Here is a 25,424-nt window from a genome sequence, read left to right on the forward strand (position 1 = left end):
CCCCGGGGAAACATTTGCACAAAGTGGATTCGACTCTCCGGGGCGAATCCTGACAATTAACGACGATAGAGAAACGTTTCCCCGGGGAAACACATAAGGCGTGATGATCTGCGGATCCCACACTCAGGGCAGGCACATGGACATACCGGAAAAACCAGAACAAATTGACCTGTTCCTACCCTACATGGCCGACCTTAATCTGCGCGATCAGCGCGAGGTTATGGAGCGCCCCTTTTTCAGCCTATCGAAATCAAAGCGCCTGAAGCCCATTGATTACACCTCACCTGACGGTAAGGTCTGGGTGCATGTATCTTCAAACCCAGACTACGGTATGGCCACCATATGGGACGCGGACATACTTATCTATTGCGCCAGCGTTCTCAATGATATGAAGCAACGCCGCATCAATGATATCCCCCGCGTCCTTAAGATCATGCCCTATGATCTGTTGCGCTCAATCGGCCGACCTATTTCCGGTCGCTCCTATGAGCTGCTTGGGGCCGCCCTTGACCGGCTGCAATCGACCACCATCAAAACTAACATTCGCGCCGAGCAACGCCGCGAGGCGACCTTTTCCTGGCTGGATAACTGGAGCCAGCTTGTTGACGCCAAGACCGAGCGTTCGCGCGGCTTAAGCATTTCGCTTTCCAGCTGGTTCTATGATGGCGTGCTCATGAACGGCGGTGTCCTGTCAATTGATCGCGCCTATTTTGATATTACCGGCGGTCGGGAGCGATGGCTCTATAAGGTCGCACGCAAACATGCCGGCGGGGCAGGGGAAGACGGCTTTGCGATCGCCATGCCCACCCTGTTTGAAAAGTCCGGAGCCGAAGGTCAGTATCGTCGCTTTAAATTCGAGATCAGCGCCATTGTGAAACGCAATGACTTGCCGGGCTATAGCCTTGAGCTGGTTGAAGCCGCCAATTCACGTGAGCCTTTGTTGCTGATGAAGCGTCAGGCTACACAAAAGTCCGCCACACCAAAATTACCGGTAGCGCCACAGGTAGAACCCAAAGCCACACCGGCCATACCCGCCCCGGCAGCCTCCGATCAGCGCATGACGATCTCCCGATCAAACACCGGTGAGCCACGCAACTATGTCACCGAAGAAACCCTGACCTATCTGCGCACCCATTATCGCGGATGGGATTTTCACGCCCTGCATCAGGATTTCCGTAACTGGATCAGCGAAGATCCTGAACGCTCCCCTGACCGCTATCAGAGTGCCTTTATCGGTTTCGTCAAACGCTATCACGAAAAAAACCGCTTCCAGCTGCGTTAAGGCCTATGCGTTTTTCGCAGGCGTTCCCGAAGTGACAACATCACTGCGCTAATGATTCCCGCACTGTTAATAACTTGACTCACATAGAATCAGTTTGAAGCTTTTTCCTCTGCGGCTTACCCAAATAGATTCAAATTTCAGGCACATTCCCCGGAGCTTCGACACATCAGGAACGATGTTTGATCCATCAGGGACAAACCCTTGTCACATCAGGAACTGTCCACTGATCTATCAGGAACAAAAACCTGATCTATCAGGAACAGCCAAAGCTTGTAATCTTCTGATTCAACAGAACAAAACTACGCTCAACCGCCGCTTAACTTATCTAAAAGACTCTAACCATTCTAACCCGTTTCAGAGGTTTAATGATTGTTTGAAAAAGAAAAGGGGCTCCGGTCATACATACCGGAACCCCTGACTGGCTGACTTGCCTGACCCTCTAAGGCACAAGGGTCTTAAGGCGTTTATAGCGGTTTCGACTTACCGGAATGATCGTGCCGTGGCTGGCCCCCTGAGGGATTACAATATCGGCCGTCACGTCACGCCAGGTCACGAAGTCACGTGTGGCTACCGCGCCGAACTGGTTTGTCCGGTATTTGTCAAAGAAGACGAGAACCTCCTTGCCGAGATTAATCGCCGTTGGTCCTTCGACCCAGGATTCCGTGATCGGTTCAGACAGAGGTGAAAATGGCCCTGTCGGTGATTTCGCCTCAACCCATTGCAGGTATTTATGCTCAGGCTTAAGCCGCTCATCCTTGATGAACATATAGAGCTTGCCCTTACGCCTGAGAAAGCTGGCGTCAATCACGCTGAAACCCGGATCATAGAGCAGGCGCGCATCACTGAAGGTCAGGAAATCCTTTGTCGTCGTATAATAGAGGCGGTGATTGTAATTATCCTCTGACTGCCCGGCGGTTTCCGGAAAGGCACCGGTAATGGTGCTCGACCAGAAAATCATAAAATGCCCGGCCTTATCGTCATAGATCACCTCAGGCGCCCAGGTGTTACGTGTCCCTTCAAACGCCTGCATGACCGGTATGGCCCGCTGTTCTGACCAGTTAATCAGATCAGGTGACGAGGCATAACCGATAGTAATGTCTGTCCAGCCGGTCGTCCAGACCAGATGGTAAAGCTCACGCTGCGGGTCCTTGAGCAGGCACGGGTCACGCATCAGCTTGCCTTGACCGACCTCAGGTACCAACAGAGGCTTACCGTCACCTATGGCCTCATAGCGCCGTCCGTCGGCGCTTATGGCCAGATGAAGTCCCTGCGCCTGACGGTCCTTGTTCTTGAAATAGCTGAAGACAAAGTGCCCGTTGCCGGCCGCTTGAGCCGCGGAGCCTGCGCTCAGGCCTGACAGCATCAGCCCCGAAGCCGTCAAGCCGTGCATGAGATCGCGGCGATTAAGGAGAGATGCCATATTATTTCCTCACCGAAGCTGCGGGCAGGGGTACCTGATGAATACGTCCGTCAGGCCCGTAAGTCATTTCCTGCAAGGTAATCGATCGGCGATGCGAACCGCCACCGAGCAGTAATCTGTCGTGATAAAAAAGCCAGGTCCGGCCATCATGTTCCAGAATGGCCTGATGATTGGTTGAGATATTCAGGTAATCAAGAATAACGCCCTGATAGGTATATGGCCCCTCAGCCTTGTCAGAGGTGGCGTAGACAATCTGTCCCGGCCAGCCGGTTGAAAAGGTAAAATAATACTTATTGCCGTGCGTATGGATGAAGGGGGCTTCCCCATAGGTCTTCTTAGGGTCATCCTCAGGAAAACCGTTGATCACAAGGTCTTCAATAGCACCATCAAGCGTGATCATGTCCGGTTTCAATTTGACGATCTTGGGCACACGGGTGCCAAAGGTCATATAGGCCTGACCATCCGCATCGATAAAGATATGCGGGTCAATCGGCTCGTCACCGGCATTGGCATCAAGCGCCTTATCGACCAGCGGTGTACCACGGGCATCGCGGAACGGGCCTTCGGGTTTGTCGGCGACGGCCACACCGATCTTGTCGCCACCAACGGGGGCATAGAAATAATATTTGCCGTCCCGTTCAATAGCCCCCGGCGCCCAAGCCTTGGCATCAGGTTTCGCCCAGCCGAATACACTAACCGATAGGAAAGCGCCTTCGTCTGTCCATGTTTTCAGGTCGTCCGAAGCATAAAGCCGCCAGCTTGTCGAATCCCAGTAATCACCTGAGTTGGAGGCGTCATCTGTCGCATAGACATATATCCGGTTATTAAACACATGCGGCGAGGGGTCGGCATTAAAGCGCGGGCTGATGGGGGTTTGCGCCAGTGCCGGCACGCTGATCAGGCTCGCAAATGCAAGGCCGGAGAGATAGGACGAATATTTCAATACAAACTCCGTTGAAAAAGCCACAGGGTTTCAGACCCGATCAGGACAGGGCTTAAGGGGGCAAAATGACAGCGGTCTTGGGCGGGCCTGATAAAGCCCTGAGAGGCACTGTGCCTGTCACACGCCCCTTAGTCTAGGCCAGCAGGCTTGAAGGGTGGGTTTTGATCTCAGCCAGATAGGTATCGATTTCTATAGCCAGCAAGGGCTTGCTATAGAAATAACCTTGCGCGGTGCGACACCCCAGTTGCAGAAGCACGCGGGCCTCGGCTTCGGTTTCGACGCCTTCGGTCACACAGCCCAGCCCCATATCCGTGCAAAGGGTCACCAGCGATTTAACGATCTTATAGCTGGCCGGTTTCTGGTCGATATTGACGATAAAGCTGCGGTCAATCTTGATGCGCGTAAGGGGCAGGGCGTGCATCTGGCTCAAGGAGGCGAAGCCTGTGCCGAAATCATCAAGGGAAATGCCACAGCCCAGCGCTTTGAGCGTATTAATCGCCTCTGTCACCTCGTTGACATCGTGCATGACGGCGGTTTCGGTTATCTCAAAATCAAGCCGTTTCGGGTCGAAGTCCGAGGCTTTGACAATGGCGATCAGACGTAAAACCCCTTCGGCGGATGAAAGGTCATGTGCCGATAGATTAAACGACAGGCGTAAGCCTTCCGGCCATTGGGTGGCTGTAGCCAGCGCTTTTTTGAGGAGTTGGCGGGTCAGCAGACCAATCATACCGGAACGTTCCGCCACAGCAATAAACTCAACCGGCGGCACACGCCCAAGAAGGGGGCTTTCCCAACGTGCCAGCGCTTCAAAAGCTATGGGGATACGGGTCTTGATGTGGACAATCGGCTGGAACACCACACTCAGTTCGTTCTCGAGATCAGCCAGATTCAGGGCCTGCTCGATACGGGCGTCACGGTGGATAGCGGCTTCGTGTATGGTGCTGAACAGGACGGCTTGTCCGCGCTGATGGCGCTTGCCGGAATAGAGCGCGTAATCGGCCCGATCAAAAAGTTCCTCGGCGTTTGACGCCATGTGCGGATAGGTGGCAAAGCCCAGAGAACCGCCGATACGGACGGTGGCCTCAGGCAGGGATACAGGCCTGTGCAACAGGTCGCATACCTGCTGGCCAAAGCGGATCAGATCGTCTTCGCTGCCATAGTTCTGAAGGATCAGGGCGAATTCATCGCCCCCAAGCCGGGCAATATGCACTCCATCACCTTGCAGGGTCTGAAGGCGGGCGGCGAGGGCGGTAAGAAGTTTATCGCCGGTGGCGTGTCCATGCAGGTCATTGACCGTCTTGAAGCCGTCCAGATCAATGATACCGACGGCGACATCGCCTTTGGTCGTGGTCTGGGCAATGGCCTCATGCAGGACGGCAAAAAATTTTCGCCGGTTCGGCAGATCGGTAAGGCTGTCGAGATTGGCCAGATGCAGGTTTTCGTTACTTAATGCCTCTGTGTGGGCCTTGGCTTCGATCAGGCGGGTAAAGTCACGGTAATAGATGCTCAGGATCACCAGAAGCACGACGGTAACCAGAGCCACATTTACAGATATAGCGACGAAGATCGGGTTGGCTGACAAACCGAAGAAAATCACGAACACCAGATTGACAATGCCCGCGACTATAAAGGCTGCCGGTTTCAGGTGCATCAGGCAGAAGATACAGCCAATAACACTAATGGCCATGTAGAAGGCGAGATGGCCTTGCTGATAGGCGTTGCCGTAGGGATAAAGGGCCAGTGACCACAGGGTAAAGGCCGCAGCGATAACCCACGCCAACCGTGTGGTACGTATAAGTGCATGGGCGGCCAGCGCCCCGGTGACTTCTTTTTTCCGCGCCTGCCACCAGCTTATGATGCGCAGGCTTGCGGCCAGGGTTGCCACCAGAGGACATACCACAGTCAGAAAAAGCGGGGCGGATCCCATGAAAGAGCTGACCAGTGCCCATGTGTTCACCAGCAGCGTCAGATACATCAGGGGTATCTGATGCGAAAAGGCCTGATACTGGGCCTTGAGCAAATCAAGGTTGTCAACCGGAACCGAAAAGAAATTACGAATACGCGCAACGAGAGGTGACTTAAGCATTCTGCCTGACCTTTGAATGGCTGATGCCCTCGTTCACAGGCATAACCAAGGCTTATCCTGTCTGCTTACTTACAGACGGGCATTGTTATTTCTATTCTGCATTATCAGGGGTTAATGCCTGATTACATTGGTCTGATAAATAGCACTCAGAACGTAAAATCACGATGTGAATGAGGCGCGCGGCTCAGGGTTTCAGCCTTGTTCTTCGGCGGTATGGTCAATGATATCGGCCAGCATGTGACGGATATGCGCGTCGGCGGTTTCATAAAAGACCTGACGTGTCCGGCGTTCGCCCCGCACCAGCCGTGCGGCGCGTAGAAGCCTGAGATTATGGCTGACCAGTGAGGGACTGGCACCGGTAAGGCGGGCGATGTCTCCGACCGCCACAGGCCGGTTCAGGCAGGCCATCAGAATACGCAGGCGTGTCGGATCACCCAGAAGCTTATAGGTCTCGGCAATGCGTAAAATCTGGGCGTCGGGCAAGGGCGTCAATGCTTGTGCCCCTGCGGGCTCAGGGAACAGGCAGGGGCGTCGTCCCAGCTTATCTCAACGGTCGTGTGGTCGATCTTATAGACCTCGGACAATGTGCGTTTAATAGCCGCTAAAACGCTGGCAGGGGTGTGGTCGGGGGCAATGCGGGCCTCTAGGGTCGCCGCCACCTTGCCGGAGGTAATCGACCAGACATGGACATGACTGACACTCAGGAGGCCGTTTACCTGCTGCGGCAGGTCGGTTTGCATCTGTTCGATATCGATATGTACCGGTGCGCCTTCCATCAGAATATGCAGCGAATTTTTCAGCAGCGCCCAGCCACTGCGCAGGATCAGGGCCGACAGCAGAACGGACAATATCGGGTCTATAGGCGTCCATCCGGTGAAATAGATAATCACGGCGGCAGCAATGGCCGCGACGGAGCCCAGCATATCGCCGATAACATGCAGCAGCGCGCCCTTGATATTGACGTGCTCCTTATCACCACGGCTCAGGATGTAAAACACCAGTATGTTGACGCCTAAACCCAGAACGGCGACAATGAACATCGGGCCTGAAAGGATGGGTTGCGGATCGAGAAGCCGTGCCACTGCTTCCCATGTGATCCATACCACTAACCCCAGAAGTGTCAGGGCATTGACGAAACCGGCCAGCACCTCAAAACGCATATAGCCAAAGGTTTTACGCACATTGGACGCCTTGCGACCGAAACGGAACGCGGCCCAGGCCAGTGCCAGCGCGGCGGCATCGGTCAGCATATGTCCCGCGTCGGCAATCAGCGCCAGAGAGCCGGACAGAAGACCGCCGATCACTTCGGCAATCATAAATCCGAAGGTCAGGACAAAGCCGGTCAGGACGACCCGCTCATTGGCCTGACTGACGGCGGGCGCATGGCTGTGGCCCGCATGATCATGTTCATGGTCGTGATCATGGTGCGCGTGCGACTTGTGGCCCTCGAATTTATGGGCAGCACAGGCTTTGTCTGTGTGGGAATGATCAGGCATGGGGCAGGCCGCTCAAAACTAATACATGAACATATATTCATGTAATTCGTCTCTGAACAAGGGCATGGTTTTGAAATGCATCAACGGATTTACGAAGGGCTCGCGTATAAGTGACGGAACTTGATTAAATTGGCGCAATAAAAGGCGAATATGATCGATTTTCAGTCACGTCAGGGCACGGGTCAGAAGTGACCGGATGATCCTTCCTGTTGACGCACCAAAACAAACGCATTCGTAATCTGGAAAATGCGTCTCAAAAAACGAGAGAGGATAATATGCGTACCTTATCGGCGATTGCCCTGTGTCTGATGCTGGCCAGCCCTGCGGCGGCAGAAGTCGGCAAACGGTTTCCATCCGAAAAGCAGATCATTACCGACCGCGTTACCGGCAAACCCCTGACCGTTCTGACTTCGGGCCAGTTTGACGATTCGCGCATCTACCAGACCCATCCGCAATGGGCGCAGGACGGCGTGCATATCATCTTCCGTTCCGGTGAGCGTTCCGGTGATGGCACGCCGCAGATCTTTGCCGTCAATGAGCTGACCGGCGATATCATTCAGCTGACGCACGGCAAGGGGGTCTATACCGGTTCCATCAATGTCGCGCGCCTGAGCCAGCAGGTTTATTATGTGCGCAACGAAGGCGGCAATAAACCCCAGACGGTGCAGGTCATTGACCTCGCGGCCTTGCTGGCGGACTCGGCCGCGGGCCAGATACGTCGTGAAGGGTATGAAAAAACGGTCGCGACCTTGCCCCAAGGCTTTATTATGGCCGGTGGCTTCAGCCTCGATGCCGATGAAAAAACGGCCTATTTCGGCTTTGACCAGATCAAGGCGCCGCCGCGCCCGCAAGGTCAACCTGTGCCGCAGGTACCGGGCGGGATTCTGGCGATGAATCTTGAAACCGGTGCGACGCACGAAGTGGTGCGTACCGATTTCCGTATGGGCCACGTTCAGGCCAACCCGTTGAAATCCGGTGAGATCATGTATTGCTGGGAAACCGGCGGCGACGCGCCGCAACGCATGTGGATTGTCAATGCCGATGGCACGGGCAATCGTCCGGTATATGAAGAAGGCCCCGATGACTGGGTGACCCATGAGCAATTCGCAGATGCCGACCATGTCGTCTTTAACCTGATGGGGCATACGGAGAAGCTGTCAAAGCGGGCCACCGGCATATTGGTGATCAATCTGCGCACCGGTATCATCGATAATCTGGGGCAGGTGCCGTTTACGTCCAAAGGGCGCAGCTACTGGCACAATGGCGTGACCTATGACGGCAAATATGTCGCTGGGGATGATTTTGACGGCAATGTCTTCCTGATCGATCGGGAAACACGTGAACAGCGCTTGCTGACCACGGGGCACCTGATGCGCCCTGACCATGCACACCCAAGCTTCAGCGCTGACAACAAGCGCGTGTTGATACAGTCGGGCATGTTAACGCAGGGTAAGAAACTGTCGCTGATTGTTGTACCGGTAGCTCAATAAATCACTGATTTCACGAACAGGCCGCAACCGTTACCAAATGTAACCAGTCTTTGATTGTGCAGGGCAATAAGTGGTCTTGATTTACATCGCACCGCAACATAAATTGAGGATGTACAGCGTTTAGGCGCTGTTGCCCTTCCTGGGCGTTTCCTCCCTGTAGACTTTAGCCGCGCCGAGATGCGCGGCTTTTTTTTGCCCGTGCGCTGGCTTAAGCTTACCGGTCTGAGGTCAGGCGCGCAGGCTGTCCAATGGGGTCGGCTTATGGTGGTTTTTCATCCACGATGCGAGGTCGGATTCCGGCATGGGCCGCCCGAGATGATAGCCCTGCATGGCCTCACATCCAAGGCCTTGCAGCAGGGTCTGGATCTCTTTGGTTTCGACACCTTCGCCGACAACCTCAATGCCCAGAGAATGGCCGAGATTGATAATCGCCTGAACCATTACCTGATCGGCTTCGGAATTGGGCAAATTACGGATAAAGGAGTTGTCGATCTTGATGCGGTCAACGCTAAGCTGACGCAAGGATGACAGCGAAGAATAACCGACACCGAAATCATCGATGGCAATACGGATGCCGGCATCAGACAGGGTTTTCAGCTTGTCCTGAACCGTACAGATATCCATTGCCGTTTCTTCGGTAACTTCGACCTCAAGGCGTTGAGGGGAAATGTTCAGGGCCTTCAGCGTATCGAGAATATAGGTATCGACGGGCAGACGCGACATCTCACGCGGAGACACATTCATGGCAACCCAGACATTGCCCGGATGTATAGCCTCCATACGGCAAATCATCTGGCAGACTTCGGCAATGATAAATTTCAGAAGGGGTTCTGACAGGCCGAGAATGGCGGCGGTTTCCACAATATCTGCGGGTGGCACCCAGCCATAGCGCGGATGCTTCCAGCGCAGAAGGGCTTCAAAATTACTGAGCCTGCGACCGCCTTCGCACATGATCGGCTGATACCAAAGCTGAAGTTCGCCGTCATTAAGGGCGCGCGACAAGTCGCGTTCAATATCACGCTTCATGCTGAGGCGGTTATCAAGATCCTCATCGAAGGCATAGTAACGGTTACGACCGCCGCTTTTGGCGGCATAAAGCGCCGCATCGGCGCGGATCATCATTTCTGAGAAATCCTCACCCTTGCGCGACTCGAAAATACCAATGCTGATGCCGACGCGACCGGCATCAAATCCGGCAAACGGCACCGAAATTTCCGCCACAATGCGATCGGCTATGATAGCCGGAATATTACGCGATTTATCAGACTCGAACATGATGGCAAATTCATCGCCGCCCAGGCGCGCGATTGTAAAATCTTTTGACAGGGTGCGTTCCAGACGGCGGGCGACTTCGATCAGCACCTCGTCACCGGCACGGTGGCCAAACACGTCATTGACCGATTTGAAGCCATCAAGATCAAGGATCATCAAACACAGGGGCTTGCGCGAGGCTTTTGAACGCGCACTGGTTTTGAGATCCACCGCATTCATAAAGCCACTGCGGTTAAGAAGGCCGGTCAGCGTATCATGGATAGCGCGATGACGCATTTCCTCGGCCACTTCCGTGGCAGTGATGTGGGCGGTGCGCAGCGAGGCCGCAAGCGTCGTCGCCTTGTTCTTGCCGCGACTGCCGTCACGAAACATGGCCTGACTTTGCAACGCTGAACGTGCCAGCGCAAAGGTGTAGAGTATGGTGGCGGCAGTCAGGAAGTAACGGTCAAAGCTGCCGGAAAAGAGGCTCAGGCTGACCGCCATGGACATCAGCGGCGGGATCAGAAAGCTGATGGGAATATAGGCATAGGCATTACCGTGAGTCACCGCACCGGCGGTGATACCGCAAATGACCACCAGATAAAAATTCGCCTGTGGGGTGGTATAGCCGCCACACAGGGCGGGCATCAGCGCCCAGACACAGCCGGAAATGAACGCGGCGATCGTCGCCAGTTGAAAATGGCGGTCAACGCTCAGGCGGCTAAAGCCGCTGAACAGGCCTTTGGCGTCTGTTGTTGAGCCGGGCAAGGGCGCGCGGCAGATGCCGATCCGCACCAGATTAGCCGTGGTTGCGGCCAGAAACCATAAAATGCCCGCCTCAAGTGAGGCGTAGTAGGCCGTCACCGCAGTCACAATCAGGCTGAGGATAAAGTTGATAGGTATAGATATTTGTACGCTGTGCCTGACAGCGACGAGCTGATCCAGACGGATAAGGTCGTCTAACAGGGGAGGGGCACGCTTAACGGAGTCCATTTTTACTCGCGACACAAATATGATCTGATGACCGCGAGTGGTAAGTTAAGAACGTAACTATCCGCTTAAAATCTCAACAAAAACCGTTTTGCACGGGCAGAACAGACCCTGATTATTCATTTACCCCTGCATTAGCCCCTGCACACGGGCAAAATTGAGGAACAGCGGACCCCAGTCAAGATCAGGGTTTGTCAGCCCGTAGCCATGACCGCCTTTGGGATAAAGATGGGTCTCGACCGCGACACCTGCCTGTTTCAGGGCGGCGCGCAGCAGCAGCGCATTTTCCACCGGCACGGTGGCGTCATCTTCACTATGGACGATAAAGGTCGGGGGCGTTTGAGACGTTACCTGCTGTTCGGTGGAATAAAGTTCCGTTTTTGCCTCGTCGGCATCAGCCCCGATCAGGTTTTCACGGGAACCCTTATGGGTAACATCGGGCCGCATGGTCACGACTGGATAGATGGGCGCACTGAGAAACGGTCGGGCGCTTAAGGTATCGGCGTCATCAATGGGGGTATAGACCTTTGCGTCAAAACGCGTGGCGAGTGAGGCGCAGAGATGGCCACCAGCGCTGAAACCCATGACGCCGACTTTTTCCGCCACGATTCCAAAATCGTCCGCCTTACGGCGGATCAGGCGCATCGCGCGCTGGGCATCCATCAGCGGCACATCGGAAGCTTTTTCCCAGCCTTCGGCAGGCATACGATAGATCAGGACAAAAGCCGTAATACCATTCGTGGCCAGAAACCGTGCAATATTGCGGCCTTCCTTATCAACCGAGGCAATGCGGTAGCCACCCCCAGGAATTACCAGCATGGCCGCGCCATTGGGTTTCGTCGGACGGTAAACCCCGATACGCGGGCGGGTTACGCCCCATGTCCGACCAAACGGCGGTGTACCTGAGACTTCGGTGGTTTCCTTAAGCGAGGTATTGATCAGACCCGAAGCCCCGTTGGGCCATAGATCGATATATTCGGTCGTCTCCATCGGTGACGGCGGTGTCTCAGATGCCTGCGCTTGCGCTGCCCCCGTGATCGTCAGCACAGATGCGGCCCCTAACAGGCCGGACGACAACAGTTGGCGACGATCAACAGACATTACATTTCCTCATTTTGATTTTGTGACCCAAGATTAGGCCCAGATGATGGCTTTCGTCCAGCCCAGCCTGTGAGACAGAGATTGCTTTGGCGCTTAAGCGGTGCATTATGCGGCCATAACAAAGATATATTTCAGGGAAGATCATAATGGGCGCTTTTGTCCGGAAACACGCAATCTGGGCCGTTTTTGCCCTGATGGCCGCCTTGTCCTTGTCCGTCATTGCCATCAGTCGCGGTGAAAGCGTCAATGCCTTATGGATCATCGCCGCTGCCGTGTCCGTGCATCTGGTAGCCTATCGCTACTACAGCCGCTATATCGCCGAACATGTCATGAAACTGAATGCACACCGCGCGACGCCGGCGGTGACGCAGAATGACGGACTTGATTTTGTGTCAACGCCCAAAAGCGTTCTGTTCGGACACCATTTTGCGGCCATTGCCGGGGCGGGGCCGCTGGTCGGGCCGGTGCTGGCCGCACAGATGGGCTATCTGCCCGGTATTTTATGGATTTTGGCCGGTGTGGTTCTGGCCGGTGCCGTGCAGGATTTCATGATCCTGTTTATCTCCATGCGACGCGGCGGGCGCTCACTGGGGGAACTGATCCGCAGTGAAATGGGGACTGTGCCGGGGATTATTGCCCTGTTCGGGGCCTTTATGATCATGGTCATTATTCTGGCGGTGCTGTCGCTGATTGTTGTCAAGGCGCTGGTCGGCAGCCCGTGGGGCACGTTTACGGTGGCTATGACCATACCGATTGCGCTCCTGATGGGTATCTATACGCGGTTTATCCGGCCCGGACGCATTGGCGAGGTGTCAATTATCGGCTTTGTGCTGTTGATGGCGGCCATTGTGTTCGGGCAGAACGTCGCCTACTCGCCGGTGCTGGCCCCTTTGTTTACGCTGACGGCCGAACAATTGTGCTGGGCGCTGATTATCTATGGCGGGGTGGCCTCGGTTCTGCCGGTGTGGCTGTTGCTGGCCCCGCGTGATTATCTGTCAACCTTCCTGAAGATCGGGGCGATCATCGCTCTGGCCATAGGTATTGTTGTCATGGCTCCGCAAATGCAAATGCCTGCCCTGACGAAGTTTGTCGATGGCACGGGGCCGGTTTGGTCGGGCAGTCTGTTCCCCTTCCTGTTTATCACCATTGCCTGTGGCGCGGTGTCGGGCTTCCATTCGCTGATTGCCTCAGGCACAACGCCAAAGCTGATTGCCAATGAACTGGATGCGCGTTTTATTGGCTATGGCGCCATGCTGATGGAATCCTTTGTGGCGGTCATGGCTCTGGTGGCGGCGTCGATCATCGATCCCGGCATCTATTTTACCATGAACAGTCCCGGTGCCATTGTCGGCCAGACGTCCGAAAGTGCGGCGGCGGCTGTAACGGCTATGGGCTTCCCCATTGAGGCCGCGACCATTGCCCAGACGGCGAAGGATGTCGGAGAAACGACCATTATCTCACGTGCCGGTGGTGCGCCAACTCTGGCGGTCGGCATGGCCGAGATTTTCTCACATGTCTTCGGCGGCAAGGCGATGATGGCCTTCTGGTATCACTTCGCCATCCTGTTTGAGGCCCTGTTCATCCTGACCGCCGTTGATGCCGGTACGCGGGCGGGGCGCTTTATGTTGCAGGATCTGATCGGTACGGCGGTGCCGAAATTCCGCGATACCTCGGCCCTGATGCCGTCTCTGGTGGCAACCGGACTATGTGTAGCGGCATGGGGGTATTTCCTCTATCAGGGGGTGACCGATCCGCTTGGGGGGGTAAACACCCTGTGGCCGCTGTTCGGCATATCCAATCAGATGCTGGCAGCCGTGGCCCTTATTCTGGGCACGGTTGTCCTGTTCAAGATGAAGCGTCAGAAATATGCCTGGGTCACGGGGTTGCCTGCGGCCTGGCTTATTGTCTGCACCTTGACAGCGGGTCTTCTCAAGCTGTTTTCGCCCGATCCGGCGGTGGGCTTTGTGTCCCACGCCAATCGCTTTTCAGCCGCGCTGGCTTCGGGGGAGATTCTGGCACCGGCTAAATCTTTGGCCGATATGGAAAAGATCATCCGCAATGACTGGATCAATGCCAGCCTGTGTGTGCTCTTTATTGCGGTGGTCGTCAGCATCCTGATTTACGGGATTATGGCGGCCCTAAAGGCACTGCGTAACCCTGAACCGACCGCTAAAGAAACGGAAGCCGTCATTGTGGCGGCGGAGTAGGGCCATGCTGAGTTGGAAAGATAAGCTGTCATCCGTCGGCAAATGTCTATGTGACAGTGCGCGCCTGATGGTCGGGGTGCCGGACTATGAGGCCTATGTTGCCCATATTCGAAAGACGCACCCCGACACGGAGCCCATGACCTACGACGCCTTTTTCCGTAACCGCCAGCAGGCGCGCTATGGCGGTGGTGGAAAAGACGGGTTTCGCTGCTGCTGACTATTCCGGCGCTTTAAGCGGTGTTGTCACTGGTGCATTACGATCAATCCTCAGCCAGCCGTCTTTATACACCAGCTCCCCAAGCTGGATGACGGTGCGTTGCCCCCAATAGGGATCACTGGCCACTTCCGGGGCGGCGTGCTGATGCACAAAATAATAGATGAAAGCCTTGCCGTCATTGATGAGAATATCAGGGTGCTGGCCTTTGAAATTATCTGTCGGGTATTGGCCGGGCGCTTCAAGAATCCGGTCGGGTTGAAGCTCCCAGTTTTCGGCATCGGTCGAGCGCAGGACAATCAGCCCCTTCCACGCATCGGCGATCAGCCAGTAATAGCCGTTAAATTCAAAGACCTTGGGGCCTTCGGAGCCAATATCCGCTACCGGTTTTTCATGGCGCGTCCAGGTTTTCAGGTCTTTGCTGTCGGCGGCGAACAGGCGGCTCTGCTGGCGTTCATCCTTGAACCACATCCGGTAGGTGTCCCCAAGCTTATAGACGCCAGCATCGATGACCCGCTCCGATCCCAGATCGACCGGTCCCTCGCATGTCCAGTTTTGCAGGTCGGTGCTGCTAAGGTGGACAATCTTGCGCGGCGCATTCCAGTTATTAAACACGCCCGGCACCACGGTAATAAACAGGTGGTGCACACCGTTTTCAGTGAAGATTTCCGGTGCCCACAGGGTTTCGCCGGTGCAAGCTGGCGGAATATTGGCTTCACCCGCATAGGCCCAGTTCAGGCCATCTTCGGAAGTCGCTATGCCAATCTTTGTGCCATGTACCCATGACACATCGCCTTCAGACTCGGGTTTCAGGTTGGCGCGACGATTGGTGTAAAACATCTTCCAATGCTTTTCGCCGGTGTCATAGACAACCGCCACGTCGGCCGCACCGTCATAGACCGGATCACGGAACAGGGGCTTGGGTGCTTCGCTATGAGCCTCCGGCAGAGTCGCGCAAGCCGTCAGGGCCGTCAGTAGAGCGATACCGGAGATAAGGGGTTTGAGCATTGGGGCCTCGCTGAATTTTTAAATTGGCAACACCCTAGCTTCCTGATCAGACGTGAGCAAATTAAATCACAATTACTCAGACTTTTCGTGTGTCGCGTCGCCTGAAGACCCGTCATATCTGTAATATTTGCAGGCACTTTTTGAACCGGCTGCGCGCTTAATGCACTTGCGAATGATTTTCAAAGGTGCTACCGCACAGCTTAATAATTGGCCCTAAAGGACGAACGGTTGTCTGAGTATGGCATGGCGGGCTGCATTTTAGCCGTTGTAATCAGGAGACATTGAGATGAAGCTTATCAACCGACTGACCGCAGGGGCGGCTTTAACGCTTATTCTTATGGCTCCGGTAGCACAGGCACATGATCAATGGCTGGTGCCATCGGCCACTCAGGTCGTTCTCAGCGCCAATGCCGAACGTCCGACCTATGTGACCGTGGACGGCGCGATTTCCAACGGCCTGTTCTATCCGGATCACTTCCCGCTTAACCTGTCTAATCTGGTAATCACGGCCCCTGACGGTTCGAAGGTTGAGGTAGAAAACGCCCATACCGGCAAGCTGCGTTCGGTGTTTGACCTGAAAGTAGCGCAAGCGGGCACCTATCGTGTAGCGCTGGTCAACGAAGGTGCTTTCGCCAGCTTCAAACAAAACGGCGAGCAAAAGCGGGTGCGGGGCACTGTCGAAAACATTGCCTCTCAGGTGCCTGCGGGTGCTGAAGATGTAAGCATCACCCATTCCTTAAGCCGTGTGGAAACCTTTGTTACAGCCGGTGCGCCATCGGAACTTAAGCCGCTGGGTACGGGCATCGAGCTTCAGCCGCTGCAACCGGTAACCGATCTGGTGGCCGGTGAGCCGGGCAAGTTCCGTGTGCTGGTCGAAGGTAAGCCTGCTGCCGGTGTATCGGTAAAGGTCATTGCCGGTGGTGTGCGTTATCGCGGTGAACTGGGTGACAAGGTATATAAGAGTGATGCCAATGGCGAGGTTTCTGTCGATCTGCCGTTCGCAGGTGCCTATTGGTTTAACGCCTCATACCCGCCGCGCCCCGAAGAAGGGGCCGAAGCCCATCATGATCATGACGATCACGAGGATGAAGCGCCCGGTACGCCGCAGCGTCGCCTGAGCTATTCCGCTACGCTTGAAGTTCTGCCCTACTAAGAGCGATTGCGTTTATGGCCATTGGTTTCAAGCTCAGTCCGTCCTTCTGGCGCAATCAGTTGCGCCAGTGGCACTGGATATCGTCGGCGCTCTGTCTGGTGGGCATGATCCTGTTTGCGGTGACAGGGTTTACGCTTAACCATGCCTCGGCGATTGAGGCAGAGGCGAAGATAACCACTTGGGAAAAAGATCTGAGCGCTGAGACCGTGGCCTTACTGGATCAGGCTGAGGACAAGGCGGTGTTGCCTGCGGCGCTGGCTAAGGCGATCCGCGCCGATACCGGCATCAATGTCAAACGGGCTGTGGCTGAGGTATCGGAAGAAGAACTTTATCTTTCGATGCCGGGGCCGGGGCTTGATGAATGGATGGCCATTGAGCGTGAGACGGGTTTCACAACCTACGAACGCAGCCATCGCGGTGTCATTGCGGTGCTGAATGATCTGCATAAGGGGCGTAACTCAGGCCCGGCATGGTCGTTGTTTATTGATGTGATTGCCATTGCCTCGGTGATTTTCTGTCTCACGGGGCTGGGGCTTTTGTGGATCTACGCCCGGGGTCGGCGGATCACATGGCCTCTGGTCGGACTTGGGACGATTGTCCCTCTGATACTGTTCTTGTTATTCATCCATGCGTAAAGGCTCGCAAATGTTTGCTAAATCAACGGTCTGGACAAGTGTTCTGGGTGTATCTGCCTTAGGGGCGACGGCGGCGTCTGCCGGTACGGTGACGCTTGAGGTCGAGGTGCCGCGTCTTAATGTGGCTTCCTATCACAAGCCCTATGTTGCGGGCTGGATTGAGGATGCGTCTGGTGCCCATAAGGGCGACCTGTTCGTCTGGTACGATGTGGCCATGAAGAACAAGGAAGGCAATAAGTGGCTGAAGGACATGCGCGCCTGGTGGCGTAAGTCTGGCCGCAATCTTGATATGCCGGTTGATGGCCTGTCGAACGCTACGCGTGCACCGGGTCGCCACACCCTGAAATTTGACAGCAACCATAAGGCCTTCAAAGGTTTGGCTGCTGGTGATTACGTGCTACGCGTCGAAGCTTCACGCGAACATGGCGGGGCCGAGGTTGTAAAGGTGCCATTCAAGTGGGACGCCAAGAAGGCCTCTGCCGGTTCGGTCAAGGGGTCTGTGGAACTGGGCGACGTCAAGTTCAGCTATAAGCCCTGATATCCTTGGAACAGGATCGGTCATGTTGAGCGCACACACCGGTGAAAACCGTGTCCTGATCCCCGAACTGCGGCGTGAGCCAAAGCCGGCGGCAGGCTGTGTGCGCGTGACCTTTTCGGGTCGGGCCTTTGCCACCTCATGGTCGGTAGTGGCCTATGTGACCTCAGAGGCGCAGCAATCGCAAATTCAGGCGCAGATTATAGCCTTGCTTGAGCGCATCGATGCCGAGATGAGCCCCTATCGGGCTGATTCCGATCTGACGCGGTTTAATCAAGCCCCCGCCGGAGCCTATGTGCCCTTGCCGCTGATGTTGTCTCAGGTCATTCGGCAGGGCCTGAATATCGCGCATCTGACCGATGGAGCCTATGATCCGACCCTACTTGAGGCGGTCGAATTATGGGGCTTTGGCGCGCGGGCAGTGCCCGAAGGCGTGCCGCAGGCCTCAGAGGTGTCGGCGCTGAAAAAACGTCAGGACTGGCGAAAGATCAACTGGCAGGCACAAGGCCTGATCAAACCCGAAGGGGTCTGTCTTGATCTCTGTGGTATTGCCAAGGGCTATGCGGTGGATGCGGTGACGCAGATGCTTAAAACCACCTCGGGGGTTGAGGCCGCACTCATTGAAATTGGTGGTGAGCTCAAGGGCTTTGGTGTGCGCGATGACGGTCTGCCGTTCTGGGTTGAAATAGAACAGGCGCGTGAGAAGACCGTGGTTGCCTTGTGCGATCTGGCCGTGGCGACCTCTGGTGAAACGGTGCGGTCATTCGTGTATGACGGAATGGTTTTGTCGCACACGATTGATGCTGAGACGGCGGCCCCGACGGTATCGGGCGTCATATCGGTCAGTGTGTTTGATGCCGTCTGCTGGCGGGCGGATGCGCTGGCGACGGCGCTTATGGTTATGGGCCCTGACAAGGGTATTGAATTTGCCGCGAAGTATGAAGTGCCCTGTCTGATGCGTTTGCGTGACGGGTCGGAGCGTTTGAGTCCGGCTCTGGAAATCTGGCTATGATTGAACTTATGAGTGATGATCCGGTGAAGCTGGCCTTTGCCGGTGGGGCGACGGCTGTGTGGGCGCTGATGAGTGCCTTCACCCTGCTGGGCGGGCGGGAGAAACAACAGGCCGCTGAAGCTTGTGATGTACTGGTCATTTCCGCTTCCCAGACCGGTCAGGCGGAAGAGTTGGCTCGGCACAGTGAAAAGGCGCTGAACGCGGGCGGTCAAAAGGTGCGTTATCTGGCGGCGGATAAGATCAGCGTTGATGATTTGCAGACCGCTAAACGCATCCTGATGGTGGTTTCGACCACCGGAGTCGGTGATGCGCCGGACGATGGTCGCAGCTTTGAAAGCCGGTTGATCGGCACAAAACTTGATCTTTCGCGTCAGAACTTTGCTGTGCTGGCGCTGGGTGAACGCAAATATACGGATTTCTGCGCCTTCGGTCACAGGGTCTATGACTGGCTGAAAGCCTGCGGGGCGACGGCCCTTAAGCCCTGCCTTGAGGTTGATGATCTTGATCCGGCGTCACTTAAGCTGTGGGCCAACTATCTTAAGGAATGGGGCGGAGAAGCGGTGGCCGAAGACGACGGCTTTAGTCCGTGGACCTTGCAGTCCCGCACGCGCCTTAATCCGGACAGCTCTGCGGCGGGCCTTTATCAGATTGATCTGGCACCGGAATCGCTTGGTTGGCAAGCGGGTGATCTGGCGGAAATCCGCACGGCGGATGGACATCGCCGTGACTATTCGATCGCCTCCTTACCCGAAGAAGGCACACTGCGCCTCTATGTGCGCGAAGTCATCAAGTCTGACGGGGTGCGGGGTATCGGATCCGGGCTTCTGACATTCAGTACGGTCGAGGGTGACACTGTGCCGTTACGGCTTAAGGCGCACAGGAATTTCCATACGCCTGCCGGAAAAGGGCCGGTGCTGCTGATTGCGGCCGGTTCGGGGCTGGCCGGATTACGCCCGCATCTTGTCGATCTGAAACGCAAAGGCCGTTCGTGCTGGCTTGTCTATGGTGAGCGGTATCCGCAAGCCGACGGGGCTTTGGCGCAGGAGATGCGCGATTGGCAGGGGCAGGGACGGTTGTCGCGTCTTGATCTGGCGTTTTCCCGACCCGAAGACCATCAGGGTGAATATGTGCAGGATGTGCTGCTCAGGCGCGCCGATGAGGTGCAGGCCTATCTCGCGCAGGATGCCTCTGTGATGGTGTGCGGTGGTCTGGATATGGGGCGTGCCGTAGAGGAAACGCTCAATAAAATTCTGGGGGCGCAATGGCTGGAAGCGGCCCTTAGTGAAGGCCGCTACCGCAGGGATCTGTATTGACGCCGTTGATTATTTGCGTGTGGCACCGGGCGTCAGGCTGCCATTACTAAATAAGGGAGTGGCAACCGCGCCCGGTTTAGGTTTTTCCGCCTTGGGTTTGCGGATTTCCTTGGTACTGCGTTTCTGACCTTTGGCCATGACTGGGGTCTCCTCTGGAGAAATAGGAAGGGGTATCTAGCCCAGCATCTCGGCAACGAGTTGCTGAACTTCCCGTCGTGTGAAGCCTTGGGCAGTCACCTGTCTGTCGCAGGGAACCTTGGGGGTATGGAGGGGCCGACTATGGGCCGGACGGCGGTTGGTTTGCGTATAGTTCATCATAAATCCTGTGCGGCCTGTCGGCCGCGATATAAAAAACAGCGATGCTGCGTAAACACAGTCACCTTGCCGCCTGAAGGCGACTATCAAATGCGAATATGGGAAATTCAGGCCGGGGCATCTTCGATAAGCGGGCCGTATACGAACGGTTTTAGACTAGATCTAATGCTTTGGCTCTGCCGGATATCGTCCTGACAAGGCCTGTTTACCCGTTGAATGTGGCTTTTGTACGTCTATCGGCCTTGAGAGTAGCGGAGGCAAAAAAGAGGCCTGTCTGGCTATAGACAGGCCTCAGTGCACCGAGGAATCAAGAGGGAACGAAGGGTCACCTCAACAGGACGGACAGGGCGAAAACCCATCAGGGAGTGACGAATTTGTCAGGCTGTCCGGTCTGATGACCATAAAGCACAGGGTATACCGCCATGTCAATGAGAATTATTCTCATTTAATGATTATTTGCCAGCAGGGACCTAAAGGGCAGTTCCGGTCAATTGGGGCGGTTCTATTCGGGAATATTTTCCTTGAATATGGCCTGAACGCGGATGGGCGTTTGAAGGGCGTTACCATCAGCGTTCAGAAGGTGCAGCAGGCGATCAATAGCTTCACGCGCCTCAACCCGCGGGTTCTGATCAATGACCACATCCATGACGCCCCCCAGCAGGAAGCGCCGCGTGTGCTCGGTCAGTTCATGACCGATAAAGATGATGTCGTCCTTACGGCCGCTTTCTTCGATAGCGCGGGCAATACCGCGATTACCGGCCCCGATATTATAAATGCCCGAAAGGTCGGGATGCTGGCGCAGTATGGATCTGGCTTCGTTATAGGCGCGTTCGGTGTCGTCGCGCACTTCGCGCATCTCGACAATGGTCAGGTCGGGATAGTCATCCGTCAGGACGTGGCGAAAGCCCATCTCGCGCTCTTCATGGCCGCGATAGGACAGCGAACCGGCAAACAGCGCGACCTTGGCCGCGCCCTTGGGCAGAAGACGACCGAGCAGATATCCACTCAGGCGGCCGGCCGCGCGGTTATCAACGCCAATATAGCCTTCGTGCGCCACATTGGAGATATCCGACATCAGGGTCACAACCCGGGTGCCTGAGGCAATCAGGCTGCGCAAAGCTTCGCGCACCAAAGGGTGATCAAGAGCGACCACGCCGACAGCCGACGAATGACCCTCAAGCTTATGCAGGGCGCGGCTTAAGGCGGCGGGATCGAAGCCTTCGATATGGTGCAGGCGCACAATGGTGCCGGGGCGCGCGGCGCTGATGTTTTGCAGGTGCGCGGCGAAGTGACGGATAAAGGTATTGTTACCGGCAGGCAGGACAAAATCGAGCGTCTGGGGGGCGCGATAGTCCCGCGCCTCGCTGACCGGTTCGAGATAGCCGAGGCGTTGGGCAGCTTCTACAACAAGGTCACGGGTGCGGCTGCGCACGCCCGCGCGATCATTCAGGACGCGGTCCACCGTTGCCGTTGAAACCCCTGCGGCTTGTGCAACATCGACCAGAGTGACACGTCCAGAGGGCAGATCGGGTTGTACGTTCACGATGAAATTCCTGAGCCTGTTATTCGTTTTAATTGATCTGAGTGTCGCAGCCATAGGTTAAAAATCTTATCCTGTTAGACATCAAAATACATCAAAAGCGTATGCCCACAAGACGGAAAAGGCTTGAGACACAAAGGCAAGAACTAATCGACCTTATATTTGGGCGACGGCGGCTTACGCCGGTTCCAACGGCTTGAGATGCGTAATTTGATTTAAAATGATGTATTGACATCAATCAGAATGATTGTAAAACGGAATACATAATACATATTATAAAAACTGGAAACGCCGGAGTAAAGTGTAATGGTCAATCTGTTCGGACGCCGTCTGTCGCGACGTGAGGTCGCTGAGCATACGGGGTCTTTGTCCCAGTTTGCCGGTGTGCGCCTGATGACGCTGGGCGACGGTGTTGAACGCGGCAACCGTATGCTTGAGTTTCGTACCGGTACGGGCCTGCGCTTTACCGTCCTGATCGATCGCGCCATGGATATTGCCGAATGTGAGCATAATGGCCGCGCTGTTGGCTGGCACTCACCGTCAGGTTTTCGTCATCCGTCTTTGCATGAATATGAAGGTGAGGGCGGGCTTGGCTGGTTCCGGTCTTTCTCCGGTCTGATGGTCACCTGTGGCCTTGATCATATCCTGTTTATGGATGCTGATCCGGCAGAGCATTATTATTACGGGCCGCGTAAGAGGGTCGATTCCTCCCTGCATGGGCGCATTGGTACAATCCCCGCAAAGCTGTCAGGTTATGGCGAGCGCTGGGACGGGGATGAGTGTATTCTTTGGGCTGAAGGGGTGGTGCAGCAATCCACCGTTTTCGGCGAAGACCTGCATCTGATCCGCCGCATTGAGGTGGCGGTCGGTTCCAATGACATCCGCCTTCATGACCGTGTGGTCAATCACGGCTTTTACCGCACGCCGCATATGTATTGCTACCACATCAATGTCGGCCATCCGGTGCTGGCCGAAGGCTCGGAATATGTCGCGCCGATTAAGGACGTGGTCTGGGCGTCACATGCCGGTGACGATTACCAGAAGCAAGAGACCGGCTATCGCCACTTGCCCGCACCGAAGCTCAATTTCCACGAACAGGTCTGGCAGCATGAAATGCAGCCGGATGCCGAAGGCCGCGTGTCTGTGGCACTGGTCAATGAGGCTATCGGGTTTGGCCTTGAGGTGCAGACGCTTAAGTCCCAGTTTCCGGCCATGTATGAATGGCAGAATTTTCATTCCGGCCATTATGCGCTCGGTATTGAGCCATCAACCAACCATGTGACGGGCAAGCAAACCGCAAAGGAACGCGGTGAGTTGATCTGGCTCGAGCATGGTGATGAGCGTCAATACGATACGATTTTCCGCGTCCTCCCCGATGCGGCTTCGGTCCGTGATTCCGTATCCAGAATACGGGCCGTCGCAACTCAGCCGGAGGCGGCCTATCCCGCCGTCTCCGGTGACTTTTTGCCCATAGGAGGGCGATAGTCATGCAGGGGAAGACGGTTCTTTATACGGGTGCAGCCGGTGGTCTGGGATTGCAAACGACGCTGTTGTTACTGGAAAAAGGTGCTACGGTGGTGGCGGTGGACAATAACCCCGCCAAGATCGCGCAGTTGCAAGCCGAAGCCTCTGCCTATGGCGAGCGGCTGATGGTTTTACAAAGCGATATGGGCGCGCTTGAGGGGTTTCGGGCCGATCTGAAGGCTGCCCATGCACAAACGGGTGGTTTCGATGTGGTCATCAATAATGCGGCTATTTACCCGTCAAAACCGTTTGAAGACTACAGCATCGAAGAACATCAGTTCGTTCAGCGGATTAATGTCGATGCTGGTATTGTCGCCGTTCAGGAAGCCCTTGGCGGCATGAAGGCCAAAGGCTTTGGCCGCATTATAAACATCGCCTCCATTACCTTGTCGGGCTTCTGGCCGAACCTTTACCCCTATGTGGCTTCCAAGGGCGCGCTGATCGGGCTGACGCGGACATGGGCGCGGGAATTCGGCCCGCACGGCATTACGGTCAATGCCCTGTCACCGGGGGCTTTTCCCACCGATGCCGAGGCGATCAACCCTGATCCCGAAGGCTATAATCGTCACGTGCTGGCTCAGCAGTCGGTTAAGCGGCGCGGTCATGCCGGCGATATTGCCTATGCCATTTCATTTTTAGCCGCTGAAGAAGCGGGTTTCATCACCGGACAGACGCTGAATGTAAACGGCGGCTGGATCATGAACTAAGGTCAGTCCACATGTCTATTCTGAGCGGTATCCGCGTCCTTGATTGTTCGATTGCCATGGCGGGGCCGTTTGCGGCGCAGCGCCTGGGTGACCTTGGGGCCGATGTGGTCAAGGTCGAGCCGGTGACCGGCGAATGGCAGCGCCATGCCTCTGCTGGCGGCGCGCGGGGCAATAAAATCAATGTCTCTTTCCTGTCGCTCAACCGTAACAAGCGGTCGCTGGCGGTTGACCTGAAAGCGCCCGACGGCAAGGCGCTATTGATGGATATGGTCAAGACCGCCGATGTGTTCTTGCAGAACTACCGCCCCGGTGTGGCGGCGCGGTTGGGGGTCGATTACGAAACCTTAAGCGCCCTCAATCCGCGCCTGATCTATGTCTCCATGTCCGGCTACGGTGAGGACGGGCCTTATAAGAATTACCCCGGTCAGGACCTTTTGCTGCAATCCATGTCAGGGGCCATGATGTCGTCGGGCAGTGCCGATCAACCACCATCTCCGGCCGGTCAGTTTCTGGTCGATTCCGTGGCCGCCTATACGGCGTTTGAAGGCGTTCTGGCGGCTCTGTTCCATCGTGAACGCACGGGCGAGGGGCAGAAGGTCGAGGTCAATATGCTCGATGCCATTGCCACCATCCAGATGCAGGAACTGTCGGTCTTTACGGTGGGCAAAAAGCCCCAGACCCGTTCGGCGGAGCCGCACGCCCACTGCTACATCCGTGCGCCTTACGGGGTGTTTGAAACGACCGATGGCTATGTCACCGTGGCCATGGCCAATCTGCAAAAGCTGGGGAAGGTCATCGCCGATCCGTTCTTTGACGGGCTGGATGACGAGGTCGATAGCTGGAAGCACCGCGATGAAATCTATGCGCGGGTCAAAACGGCGTTGAAGACCCGCTCAAGCGCGGACTGGCTAGCGGCTATGCGCGAAGTCGATATCTGGTGCGGGCCGGTCTATGGCTATGAGGAACTGGTCAATGATCCGCAGGTGGCGCACAATGGCACCTTCGTGGAATATGACCACCCGACTGAAGGCCGTGTGAAAACCCCCGGCTTCCCGATTAAATTCTCGAAAACCCCATCAAAGATCGAACGCGGTGCGCCTCTGGTTGGCGAACACAGCCGTGAGATTCTGCGCGAGGCCGGTAAGTCGGACGCGGTAATCGAAGCGCTGATTACCGCCGGTGTGGTGAAGCAGGATTAGTAC

22 protein-coding genes are annotated in these 25,424 nt (G+C 55.7%); 12 read left to right on the top strand and 10 right to left on the bottom strand.

The genetic code is table 11. The features are described 5' to 3' along the window. The first annotated feature begins 136 nt into the window (after positions 1-136). Positions 137-1,282 carry a replication initiator protein A gene (locus E5201_RS11170; protein ID WP_140986184.1) on the top strand — a complete coding sequence of 382 codons (1,146 nt, stop codon included), beginning with the start codon at positions 137-139 and terminating at the stop codon, positions 1,280-1,282. A gap of 439 nt (positions 1,283-1,721) precedes the next feature. On the opposite strand, the gene E5201_RS11175 is transcribed toward E5201_RS11170, so the two are convergent. The 5 genes from E5201_RS11175 to E5201_RS11195 form a co-directional block, all read right to left on the bottom strand. Continuing rightward, positions 1,722-2,702: a glycoside hydrolase family 43 protein gene (locus E5201_RS11175; protein ID WP_140986185.1), complete on the bottom strand. Its 981-nt coding sequence runs from the start codon at positions 2,700-2,702 to the stop codon at positions 1,722-1,724. Position 2,703: 1 nt separating this feature from the next. Further along, positions 2,704-3,645 carry a family 43 glycosylhydrolase gene (locus E5201_RS11180; protein ID WP_140986186.1) on the bottom strand — a complete coding sequence of 314 codons (942 nt, stop codon included), beginning with the start codon at positions 3,643-3,645 and terminating at the stop codon, positions 2,704-2,706. Between the two features lie 133 nt (positions 3,646-3,778). Further along, complete coding sequence (locus E5201_RS11185) at positions 3,779-5,731, bottom strand: putative bifunctional diguanylate cyclase/phosphodiesterase (RefSeq protein ID WP_140986187.1); 1,953 nt, start codon at positions 5,729-5,731, stop codon at positions 3,779-3,781. A 192-nt stretch (positions 5,732-5,923) separates the two neighbouring features. Beyond that, positions 5,924-6,223: an ArsR/SmtB family transcription factor gene (locus E5201_RS11190; protein ID WP_140986188.1), complete on the bottom strand. Its 300-nt coding sequence runs from the start codon at positions 6,221-6,223 to the stop codon at positions 5,924-5,926. Further along, positions 6,220-7,227, bottom strand: a complete 1,008-nt coding sequence (locus E5201_RS11195; RefSeq protein ID WP_140986189.1) for a cation diffusion facilitator family transporter — start codon at positions 7,225-7,227, stop codon at positions 6,220-6,222. Before E5201_RS11195 ends, E5201_RS11190 begins: the two co-directional genes overlap by 4 nt. A gap of 275 nt (positions 7,228-7,502) precedes the next feature. On the opposite strand from E5201_RS11195, the gene E5201_RS11200 reads away from it, so the two are divergent. Continuing rightward, positions 7,503-8,717 (top strand): hypothetical protein, encoded by a 1,215-nt coding sequence (locus E5201_RS11200; RefSeq protein ID WP_140986190.1) that lies wholly within the window; start codon positions 7,503-7,505, stop codon positions 8,715-8,717. Positions 8,718-8,945: 228 nt separating this feature from the next. Here the strand turns inward: E5201_RS11200 and E5201_RS11205 are convergent, their stop codons facing one another. Both E5201_RS11205 and E5201_RS11210 read right to left on the bottom strand, forming a co-directional pair. Next, complete coding sequence (locus E5201_RS11205; RefSeq protein ID WP_140986191.1) at positions 8,946-10,961, bottom strand: putative bifunctional diguanylate cyclase/phosphodiesterase; 2,016 nt, start codon at positions 10,959-10,961, stop codon at positions 8,946-8,948. Positions 10,962-11,081: 120 nt separating this feature from the next. Continuing rightward, positions 11,082-12,059 carry an alpha/beta hydrolase gene (locus E5201_RS11210; RefSeq protein WP_140986192.1) on the bottom strand — a complete coding sequence of 326 codons (978 nt, stop codon included), beginning with the start codon at positions 12,057-12,059 and terminating at the stop codon, positions 11,082-11,084. A 146-nt stretch (positions 12,060-12,205) separates the two neighbouring features. Between E5201_RS11210 and E5201_RS11215 the strand changes: the two genes are divergently transcribed. After that, complete coding sequence (locus tag E5201_RS11215; RefSeq protein WP_140986193.1) at positions 12,206-14,266, top strand: carbon starvation CstA family protein; 2,061 nt, start codon at positions 12,206-12,208, stop codon at positions 14,264-14,266. 4 nt (positions 14,267-14,270) lie between these two features. After that, positions 14,271-14,483 (top strand): YbdD/YjiX family protein, encoded by a 213-nt coding sequence (locus E5201_RS11220; RefSeq protein WP_140986194.1) that lies wholly within the window; start codon positions 14,271-14,273, stop codon positions 14,481-14,483. On the opposite strand, the gene E5201_RS11225 is transcribed toward E5201_RS11220, so the two are convergent. Further along, positions 14,484-15,488: a glycoside hydrolase family protein gene (locus E5201_RS11225; protein WP_140986195.1), complete on the bottom strand. Its 1,005-nt coding sequence runs from the start codon at positions 15,486-15,488 to the stop codon at positions 14,484-14,486. It abuts the gene before it with no gap. A 286-nt stretch (positions 15,489-15,774) separates the two neighbouring features. On the opposite strand from E5201_RS11225, the gene E5201_RS11230 reads away from it, so the two are divergent. From E5201_RS11230 to E5201_RS11250, 5 genes are read left to right on the top strand one after another with little or no spacing between them, the layout of a single operon-like run. Beyond that, entirely contained in the window at positions 15,775-16,641 is an 867-nt protein-coding gene (locus tag E5201_RS11230; protein WP_140986196.1) for a DUF4198 domain-containing protein, read from the top strand. A 14-nt stretch (positions 16,642-16,655) separates the two neighbouring features. After that, entirely contained in the window at positions 16,656-17,276 is a 621-nt protein-coding gene (locus E5201_RS11235) for a PepSY-associated TM helix domain-containing protein (protein ID WP_140986197.1), read from the top strand. Positions 17,277-17,286: 10 nt separating this feature from the next. After that, entirely contained in the window at positions 17,287-17,814 is a 528-nt protein-coding gene (locus E5201_RS11240; RefSeq protein WP_140986198.1) for a DUF2271 domain-containing protein, read from the top strand. Between the two features lie 22 nt (positions 17,815-17,836). After that, the gene (locus tag E5201_RS11245) at positions 17,837-18,823 is read left to right on the top strand and encodes an FAD:protein FMN transferase (RefSeq protein ID WP_140986199.1); all 987 of its coding nucleotides are present in this window, start codon (positions 17,837-17,839) and stop codon (positions 18,821-18,823) included. Further along, positions 18,820-20,136, top strand: a complete 1,317-nt coding sequence (locus E5201_RS11250) for an NADPH cytochrome P450 oxidoreductase family protein (protein ID WP_140986200.1) — start codon at positions 18,820-18,822, stop codon at positions 20,134-20,136. Before E5201_RS11245 ends, E5201_RS11250 begins: the two co-directional genes overlap by 4 nt. A 9-nt stretch (positions 20,137-20,145) precedes the next feature. On the opposite strand, the gene E5201_RS15025 is transcribed toward E5201_RS11250, so the two are convergent. Both E5201_RS15025 and E5201_RS11255 read right to left on the bottom strand, forming a co-directional pair. After that, positions 20,146-20,274, bottom strand: coding sequence for a hypothetical protein (locus tag E5201_RS15025; protein ID WP_246050635.1), 129 nt, complete (start codon positions 20,272-20,274; stop codon positions 20,146-20,148). Positions 20,275-20,953: 679 nt separating this feature from the next. Further along, on the bottom strand, positions 20,954-21,994 hold the full coding sequence (locus tag E5201_RS11255; protein WP_246050637.1) for a LacI family DNA-binding transcriptional regulator: 1,041 nt from the start codon (positions 21,992-21,994) through the stop codon (positions 20,954-20,956). A gap of 303 nt (positions 21,995-22,297) precedes the next feature. Here E5201_RS11255 and E5201_RS11260 point away from each other — a divergent pair, with 303 nt between their 5' ends. The 3 genes from E5201_RS11260 to E5201_RS11270 are packed head-to-tail and all read left to right on the top strand — an operon-like array spanning position 22,298 to position 25,421. After that, positions 22,298-23,476: an aldose 1-epimerase family protein gene (locus E5201_RS11260; RefSeq protein WP_140986202.1), complete on the top strand. Its 1,179-nt coding sequence runs from the start codon at positions 22,298-22,300 to the stop codon at positions 23,474-23,476. 2 nt (positions 23,477-23,478) lie between these two features. Next, positions 23,479-24,222, top strand: a complete 744-nt coding sequence (locus tag E5201_RS11265; RefSeq protein WP_140986203.1) for an SDR family NAD(P)-dependent oxidoreductase — start codon at positions 23,479-23,481, stop codon at positions 24,220-24,222. A gap of 11 nt (positions 24,223-24,233) precedes the next feature. Next, entirely contained in the window at positions 24,234-25,421 is a 1,188-nt protein-coding gene (locus E5201_RS11270; RefSeq protein WP_140986204.1) for a CaiB/BaiF CoA transferase family protein, read from the top strand. Positions 25,422-25,424: the final 3 nt, after the last annotated feature.

The organism is Asticcacaulis tiandongensis, assembly GCF_006475605.1.
Lineage (GTDB): Bacteria > Pseudomonadota > Alphaproteobacteria > Caulobacterales > Caulobacteraceae > Asticcacaulis > Asticcacaulis tiandongensis.

What these genes read in the sequence shown, in the direction of transcription:
- E5201_RS11250 (WP_140986200.1), top strand. Translation starts at nt 18,820, where the DNA reads ATGATTGAACTTATGAGTGATGATCCGGTGAAGCTGGCCTTTGCCGGT.
- E5201_RS11215 (WP_140986193.1), top strand. Translation starts at nt 12,206, where the DNA reads ATGGGCGCTTTTGTCCGGAAACACGCAATCTGGGCCGTTTTTGCCCTG.
- E5201_RS11170 (WP_140986184.1), top strand. Translation starts at nt 137, where the DNA reads ATGGACATACCGGAAAAACCAGAACAAATTGACCTGTTCCTACCCTAC.
- E5201_RS11200 (WP_140986190.1), top strand. Translation starts at nt 7,503, where the DNA reads ATGCGTACCTTATCGGCGATTGCCCTGTGTCTGATGCTGGCCAGCCCT.
- E5201_RS11220 (WP_140986194.1), top strand. Translation starts at nt 14,271, where the DNA reads ATGCTGAGTTGGAAAGATAAGCTGTCATCCGTCGGCAAATGTCTATGT.
- E5201_RS11225 (WP_140986195.1), bottom strand. Translation starts at nt 15,488, where the DNA reads ATGCTCAAACCCCTTATCTCCGGTATCGCTCTACTGACGGCCCTGACG.
- E5201_RS11185 (WP_140986187.1), bottom strand. Translation starts at nt 5,731, where the DNA reads ATGCTTAAGTCACCTCTCGTTGCGCGTATTCGTAATTTCTTTTCGGTT.
- E5201_RS11240 (WP_140986198.1), top strand. Translation starts at nt 17,287, where the DNA reads ATGTTTGCTAAATCAACGGTCTGGACAAGTGTTCTGGGTGTATCTGCC.
- E5201_RS11195 (WP_140986189.1), bottom strand. Translation starts at nt 7,227, where the DNA reads ATGCCTGATCATTCCCACACAGACAAAGCCTGTGCTGCCCATAAATTC.
- E5201_RS11205 (WP_140986191.1), bottom strand. Translation starts at nt 10,961, where the DNA reads ATGGACTCCGTTAAGCGTGCCCCTCCCCTGTTAGACGACCTTATCCGT.
- E5201_RS11260 (WP_140986202.1), top strand. Translation starts at nt 22,298, where the DNA reads ATGGTCAATCTGTTCGGACGCCGTCTGTCGCGACGTGAGGTCGCTGAG.
- E5201_RS11175 (WP_140986185.1), bottom strand. Translation starts at nt 2,702, where the DNA reads ATGGCATCTCTCCTTAATCGCCGCGATCTCATGCACGGCTTGACGGCT.
- E5201_RS11235 (WP_140986197.1), top strand. Translation starts at nt 16,656, where the DNA reads ATGGCCATTGGTTTCAAGCTCAGTCCGTCCTTCTGGCGCAATCAGTTG.
- E5201_RS15025 (WP_246050635.1), bottom strand. Translation starts at nt 20,274, where the DNA reads ATGGCCAAAGGTCAGAAACGCAGTACCAAGGAAATCCGCAAACCCAAG.
- E5201_RS11270 (WP_140986204.1), top strand. Translation starts at nt 24,234, where the DNA reads ATGTCTATTCTGAGCGGTATCCGCGTCCTTGATTGTTCGATTGCCATG.
- E5201_RS11265 (WP_140986203.1), top strand. Translation starts at nt 23,479, where the DNA reads ATGCAGGGGAAGACGGTTCTTTATACGGGTGCAGCCGGTGGTCTGGGA.
- E5201_RS11230 (WP_140986196.1), top strand. Translation starts at nt 15,775, where the DNA reads ATGAAGCTTATCAACCGACTGACCGCAGGGGCGGCTTTAACGCTTATT.
- E5201_RS11245 (WP_140986199.1), top strand. Translation starts at nt 17,837, where the DNA reads ATGTTGAGCGCACACACCGGTGAAAACCGTGTCCTGATCCCCGAACTG.
- E5201_RS11210 (WP_140986192.1), bottom strand. Translation starts at nt 12,059, where the DNA reads ATGTCTGTTGATCGTCGCCAACTGTTGTCGTCCGGCCTGTTAGGGGCC.